General features: G+C 61.1%; 6 protein-coding genes and 1 pseudogene. 5 read left to right on the top strand and 2 right to left on the bottom strand.

The window, feature by feature from the left end; all coding sequences use genetic code 11:
- Positions 1–338, bottom strand: a 338-nt coding sequence (locus tag DBR24_RS01200; RefSeq protein WP_146188925.1) for a TIGR00366 family protein, incomplete at its 3' end; no start/stop codon positions are given.
- Between the two features lie 259 nt (positions 339–597).
- Here DBR24_RS01200 and DBR24_RS01195 point away from each other — a divergent pair.
- From DBR24_RS01195 to DBR24_RS01180, 5 genes and pseudogenes are all read left to right on the top strand, one after another.
- On the top strand, positions 598–1,911 hold the full coding sequence (locus DBR24_RS01195) for an MFS transporter (RefSeq protein ID WP_123463004.1): 1,314 nt from the start codon (positions 598–600) through the stop codon (positions 1,909–1,911).
- A 115-nt stretch (positions 1,912–2,026) separates the two neighbouring features.
- Positions 2,027–2,755, top strand: a pseudogene (locus DBR24_RS34710) (PAS domain-containing protein); the annotation flags it as partial.
- Positions 2,735–3,343, top strand: coding sequence for a methyl-accepting chemotaxis protein (locus tag DBR24_RS34705; protein ID WP_371921212.1), 609 nt, complete (start codon positions 2,735–2,737; stop codon positions 3,341–3,343). The pseudogene DBR24_RS34710 and the gene DBR24_RS34705, both read left to right, overlap by 21 nt.
- Before the next feature lie 174 nt (positions 3,344–3,517).
- Positions 3,518–4,117, top strand: a complete 600-nt coding sequence (locus DBR24_RS01185; RefSeq protein ID WP_128613634.1) for a flavin reductase family protein — start codon at positions 3,518–3,520, stop codon at positions 4,115–4,117.
- 64 nt (positions 4,118–4,181) lie between these two features.
- On the top strand, positions 4,182–4,814 hold the full coding sequence (locus DBR24_RS01180) for a LysE family translocator (protein WP_128613633.1): 633 nt from the start codon (positions 4,182–4,184) through the stop codon (positions 4,812–4,814).
- A 78-nt stretch (positions 4,815–4,892) separates the two neighbouring features.
- Here the strand turns inward: DBR24_RS01180 and DBR24_RS01175 are convergent.
- Positions 4,893–6,097 (bottom strand): gamma-glutamyltransferase family protein (locus tag DBR24_RS01175; protein ID WP_128613632.1); only part of this gene is annotated, 1,205 nt, incomplete at its 5' end.

Genomic DNA, 6,097 nt, shown 5'->3' with positions numbered 1-6,097 from the left:
ATCGAGATCAACGCGACCCAGGCCACCGCGGAGCGCCCGTTTTTCGGGATCCGCGCCAGACGATCAATCAGTTTCACCGCGGGCGGGGAACTGGCGACCACATAGCCGCCGATCACCACGAAGGCCATTTGCATGGTGAACGGAATCAGGCTCCAGAACCCGTCACCGAACGCCATCGCGGCATCGGTGGGTTTGGCGCCCATGGCCAGGGTGGCGAGCGCAACGATGATCACCGCCAGTGCGGCGAATACCCAGGAGTCGGGAAACCAGCGTTCGGCAAAGCTTGAACAGCGCAAGGCAAAGCGCGCAGAGCGGCTATCTTCGATATCAACGGCCACAGGAAGTACCTCGGATTTTTATGGTTATTGTGGTCTTGCGGACGAAACACATATCCCCTGTAGGCGTGAGCTTGCAAGGATCTCGGCATGACTTGCCGATGGTGGTTCACCTGGCAGGACAGGCAATAACAGTAATTCAACTGCCAAGGCTTTGTGAGCAGGTTTTGCAAAACCGGGACTATGGTCTAACGGGTTGTCCATCCGTGCTTTTGCGTAGACCATGAGCGCCTTGGTTTTTTGCCTGCCAGAGTGCTTTGCCATGACTGTCCAATCCACAGCCCGACCGGCACCGTTCAGCCGTTCCGACTACAAGACCCTGGGCCTTGCGGCCCTTGGCGGGGCGCTGGAGATCTACGATTTCATCATTTTCGTGTTCTTCGCCCTGACCCTCAGCCAGTTGTTCTTCCCGCCCGAAATGCCCGAGTGGCTGCGGTTGCTGCAAAGCTTCGGGATTTTCGTCACCGGTTATCTGGCGCGGCCGCTGGGCGGGATTCTGATGGCGCATTTCGCCGACAAACTCGGGCGCAAGAAAGTCTTCAGCCTGAGCATCCTGATGATGGCGCTGCCGTGTCTGCTGATCGGCATCATGCCGACCTATGCGCAGATCGGTTATTTCGCGCCGTTGCTGTTGCTGGCGCTGCGCATTCTGCAAGGCGCGGCGGTGGGCGGAGAGGTGCCGAGTGCCTGGGTGTTCGTCGCCGAACACGCGCCTGCCGGCCATCGCGGTTATGCCTTGGGCTTTTTGCAGGCCGGGCTGACGTTCGGTTACTTGATTGGCGCGTTGACCGCGACCTTCCTTGCCCAAGTGTTCACCCCGGCGGAAATCCTCGATTACGCCTGGCGTTATCCGTTCCTGCTCGGTGGCGTGTTCGGCGTGATTGGCGTGTACCTGCGCCGCTGGTTGAGCGAAACCCCGGTGTTCATGGCCATGGAAGCGCAGCGCGAAGCGCGGGTCGAACTGCCGTTGCGCACCGTGCTGCGCGAGCATCGTCTGGCGATGTTGCCGGCCATGTTGCTGACCTGCGTGTTGACCTCGGCAGTGGTGGTGTTCGTGGTCATTACGCCGACCATGATGCAGAAAACCTTCGGCATGACCGCCAGCCATACGTTTGCCCTCAGCGCGTTGGGCATCGTGTTCCTCAATATCGGCTGTGTAATCGCCGGGCTGCTGGTCGACCGTCTGGGCGCCTGGCGCACGGTGATGCTCTATAGCCTGCTGCTGCCGCTGGGCATTGGCGTGCTTTACGGCTGCCTGATCATGGGCGGCAATTGGGTCGGTCTGGCTTACGCCGTGGCCGGTCTTGCCTGCGGCGTAGTCGGTGCGGTGCCTTCGGTGATGGTGGGGCTGTTCCCGGCGCGTATTCGCGTGTCGGGCATTTCCTTCACCTACAACATTGCCTACGCCGCGTGGGCGAGCATCACCCCGCTATTGCTGATCGGGCTGATGCCGTGGAGTCCGTGGATCTGTGTGATGTTCTGTGCGGTGATGGGCGTGGTTGGCGTTGTCAGCGCGGCTTATTTCGGTTCGCGGATGCCGCGCACGGGCCCGTGTCAGGTGGCGGGAACTGCCTGACTGTAAACGCCATGACTTTTTTCGACTGACGGGTCGCAATCGCTCTTCAGAAAACTTTTCCAAGGCCGATGGTTAGGCTGCATCCCGCTTTCTACCCAGCCATCGGTACTTTCCCATGTTCAACAAACGCCTGAAGCAAGAGCTGGCCGCTCTTCGTGAAGAACTGTCCAGCCTCCTTCAAGTCAAGGACAGCCTGGAAAGCGAGATGCTGGTGCTGACTCTGGAGCCCGACGGACGCGTGCAGTCGGTCAACCAGAACTTCCTCAACGAGATGCTCTACAAAAGCCACGACCTGATTGGCCGTGCGATTGAGGACATTGTCCCGGCGCATGTGAAGGCCGATGAGTTCCATCATCGTTTCAAGGCTGCGCTGACCCGTGGTGAACATTTCGCCGGGGCCGTGCGCCTGATGCGCGGTAATGGCGAGGAGGCGTGGCTGCGTTCGATTGTGCAGCCGGTGCGTTCCTCGGACGGGCGGATCAGGCATTTCTCGATCTTCTCCAGCGACCTGACCCGCACCATCGAAGCTTCCCGCGAACATGAAAACCTGATCGGTGCGCTGGTGCGCTCCACGGCGGTGATCGAGTTCGACCTCAACGGCAACGTGCTCAACGCCAACGAACGCTTCCTCAGCGGCATGGGTTACAGCCTGGCGCAGATCAAGGGCAAGCATCACCGGATGTTCTGTCTGCCTGAGGAGTACAACAGCGCCGAGTACCAGAACTTCTGGCGTCGTCTGAACAACGGTGAGTTCGTCGCCGAGCGCTTCAAGCGGGTCGACAGCCATGGTCGTACGGTGTGGCTGGAGGCGTCCTACAACCCGGTGCTCGATGCCAACAACAAACTGTACAAAGTGGTGAAGTTCGCCACGGTGATCACCGATCAGGTCAATCGCGAACAAGCGGTTGCCGACGCGGCGAGCATTGCCTACAGCACCTCGCAGCAAACCGACAGCACCGCGCAACGTGGCACCACCGTGGTCACAGAAGCGGTGAACGTGATGCGTGATCTGTCGCGACACATGCAAGCTGCCGGTGAGGGCATCGAAGCGTTGAACGAGCAGTCGCAGGTGATCGGCACCATCGTCAAGACCATCAGCGGTATTGCCGAGCAAACCAACCTGCTGGCGCTCAACGCCGCCATCGAAGCGGCCCGCGCCGGTGAACAGGGTCGCGGCTTTGCGGTGGTGGCCGACGAAGTGCGGCAACTGGCGTCGCGCACCAGTCAGGCGACTGAAGAGATCGTCGGTGTGGTGCGGCAGAACCAGGAAATGGCGCGCAACGCCGTGGCCCTGATGACCGATGGCAAGCTGCAGGCCGAACAAGGCCTGGCGCTGGCGGCAGAGGCGGGGACGGTGATTGTCGAGATTCAGGACGGCGCGCAGAAAGTGGTGGATGCCGTCGGCCAGTTCGCCAATCAACTGACTCACTGACCTGCACTGATCCCTTGTGGGAGCGAGCTTGCTCGCGAAAGCGGTGTGTCATTCAACATTGATGTGACTGACCTTTCGCCTTCGCGAGCAAGCTCGCTCCCACAGGTTTTTCGCCCGCCTTCTTTCTGTGGTCTGGCGCTACAATCGGCTCCTTTTCCCCCGGAGCAGATCCCCATGAGCGATTCCCACCGCCGTCCGGTGCCCCTGAACAAAGCCTACCGTTTGCTCAACCACGGGCCGACCGTGCTGGTCAGCGCCGCCCATGATGGCAAGCGCAACATCATGGCCGCCGCCTGGGCGATGCCGCTGGATTTCGAACCGCCGAAAGTCGCGGTCGTTCTCGATAAGTCCACCTGGACCCGCCAGTTGCTCGAAGCGTCCGGCACCTTTGTGCTCAACGTCCCGTGCGCCCATCAGGCCGACATCGTGCAAACCGTCGGCAATACGTCGGGCCTGGAAATCAGCCAGACCCAAGGGCAAGACAAGTTTCAGGCTTACGGCTTGCAGACCTTTGCCGGTGAACAAGTCGAAGCGCTGCTGCTTGAGGGCTGCGTAGCCTGGCTCGAATGCCGTTTGCTCCCGGAGCCGCGCAACCACGAGCAATACGACCTGTTCCTCGCCGAAGTCATCGCCGCCCACGCCGATGAACGCGTGTTCAGTGAGGGGCGCTGGCATTTTGAAGGGCACGATGGTTTGCGCACCTTGCACCACGTGGCCGGCGGGCATTTCCTGAAGATTGGTGATGCGGTGGTGGGTAAGACGTTAGCGGGCTGATGGCAAAATATTGCCGGATGTTGCAAGGTGGAGGGCATCGTCAAGCCAATCAGGCGCATGCCCCATGGATCTTTCCCTTTCGAGTTATCTGGCGCCATTGCTGTCGTTGGCCCTGTTGTGGACGGTGGCCGTGGTCACGCCCGGCCCGAATTTCTTCAACATCGCACAACTGGCGGTCAGCCGTTCCCGCCGTCATGGCGTTGTCGCTGCGCTCGGCGTGGCCAGCGGAACCGTGTTGTGGGGGCTGGCGGGTGGCTTGGGTATTCAGTCGCTGTTCAGTGCCGCGCCGACGCTGTACCTGAGCTTCAAGATCGCCGGTGGCTGCTACCTGATCTACCTCGGGCTCAAGCAGTTCAAGCGCAAGGCGCCGATCGTCCCGGGCACGCTCGATGCCTCGGAGCAGACATTGCTCGGCGCGTACGGGCGGGGCTTTCTGGGCAACATGACCAATCCCAAGTCCGCACTGTTCGTCGCAACCATTTTCGCCACCGCCATGCCGGCTCACATCCCGCCTTTGTTGCTGGCGCTGGCGGTGCTGACCATGGCGACGTTGTCATTCAGCTGGTATTGCTGCGTAGCGCTGTTCTTCGCCAGCCGGCGGATTGCCGGTGTGTATGAGCGTTCGCGGCAATGGCTGGATCGCTTGGCCGGTGGTTGTTATTTGCTGTTTGGGGCGCATCTGGTGGCTAATCGCTGAGCCGAGTGATCTCCCGAGTTAATCAGTTGCATGAAAAAAGGCCTACCTCGCGGTAAGCCTTCTGCTTGGTGTCTAAGCTCAATCCCCTAGCGCTTCGCCTTCCCGCCGCGGATCCGCGCCACCTTCCAGCGACGCTTTCCCCTGCGCATCCTTGACCCGCACGATGGCCTGGGTGCCGCTGGTCATGTCGATTTCATTCACCGCATGCCCTTTGTCTTTCAGCACCTGAATCAGCGTCGGGCTGAACTGGCCTTGTTCCAGTTCTGTCGGGCCGTTGCGGCTGCCGAAGTTGGGCAGGCTGATGGCGCTTTGCGGGTCGAGGTTCCAGTCGAGCAGGCCGACAGTGGTTTTCGCCACGTATTCAATGATTTGCGAACCGCCCGGCGAGCCGACCGTGGCGACGAATTCACCGCTGTTGCGATCGAAGATCAGCGTTGGCGCCATCGACGAGCGCGGGCGTTTTAAGGGCTCGACGCGGTTGGCGACTTTCTGCCCGTTCTCTTCGGGGATGAACGAGAAGTCGGTCATCTGGTTGTTCAGCAGAAAACCCTGAACCATCAGGTGCGAGCCGAACGCGGCTTCGATGGTGGTGGTCATCGACACCGCGCCGCCGAGGTCATCTACCGCGACGACTTGTGAGGTCGAGATGCGCAGCGGCGAGCGGTCCGGCGCGTAGGCCACTTGCACGCCCGGTGGGGTGCCCGGTTTGGCGCTGCCCATGCTGCGTTCACCGATCAGGCTGGCGCGGCTGGCGAGATAGCCCGGGTCGACCAGGCCTTTGACCGGCACCGGGACGAAGTCGGTATCGGCAACGTATTGCGCACGGTCGGCATAGGCCAGACGCTCGGCTTCAGCGATCAGGTGCACGGCTTGCGGATCCGGTTCAATGCCGGCCGGTTTATTGGTTTTCAGCGGTTTGAGCGGTGCCAGGGACAAACGCGGATCGCGGGTTTCCAGCGCCTGCAACGTACCGAGAATCTGCGCCACCGCGATCCCGCCCGACGACGGTGGCGGCATGCCGCACACCTGCCAGCGTTTGTAGTCGGTGCACAGTGGTGCGCGCTCTTTGGCCTGGTAGCCTTGCAAATCATTCAGCGACAGGCTGCCGGGGTTGGCGTGGCCTTGCACCTTGGCGACGATCTCTTCGGCGATCGGGCCTTTATAGAGCGCGTCCGGGCCTTCGTTGGCGATGCGTTTGAGCACGGCGGCCAGCGCCGGGTTTTGCAGGCGCTGGCCGACGGCTTTGACGCTGCCGTCGGCATTAAGGAAGTACTTGGCCATAT

Origin of the sequence: Pseudomonas sp. HMWF006, assembly GCF_003061205.1 — a bacterium.
Lineage (GTDB): Bacteria > Pseudomonadota > Gammaproteobacteria > Pseudomonadales > Pseudomonadaceae > Aquipseudomonas > Aquipseudomonas monsensis.
The sequence above is the reverse complement of the archived record's forward strand: the minus strand, read 5'-3'. Positions and strand labels throughout refer to the sequence as shown.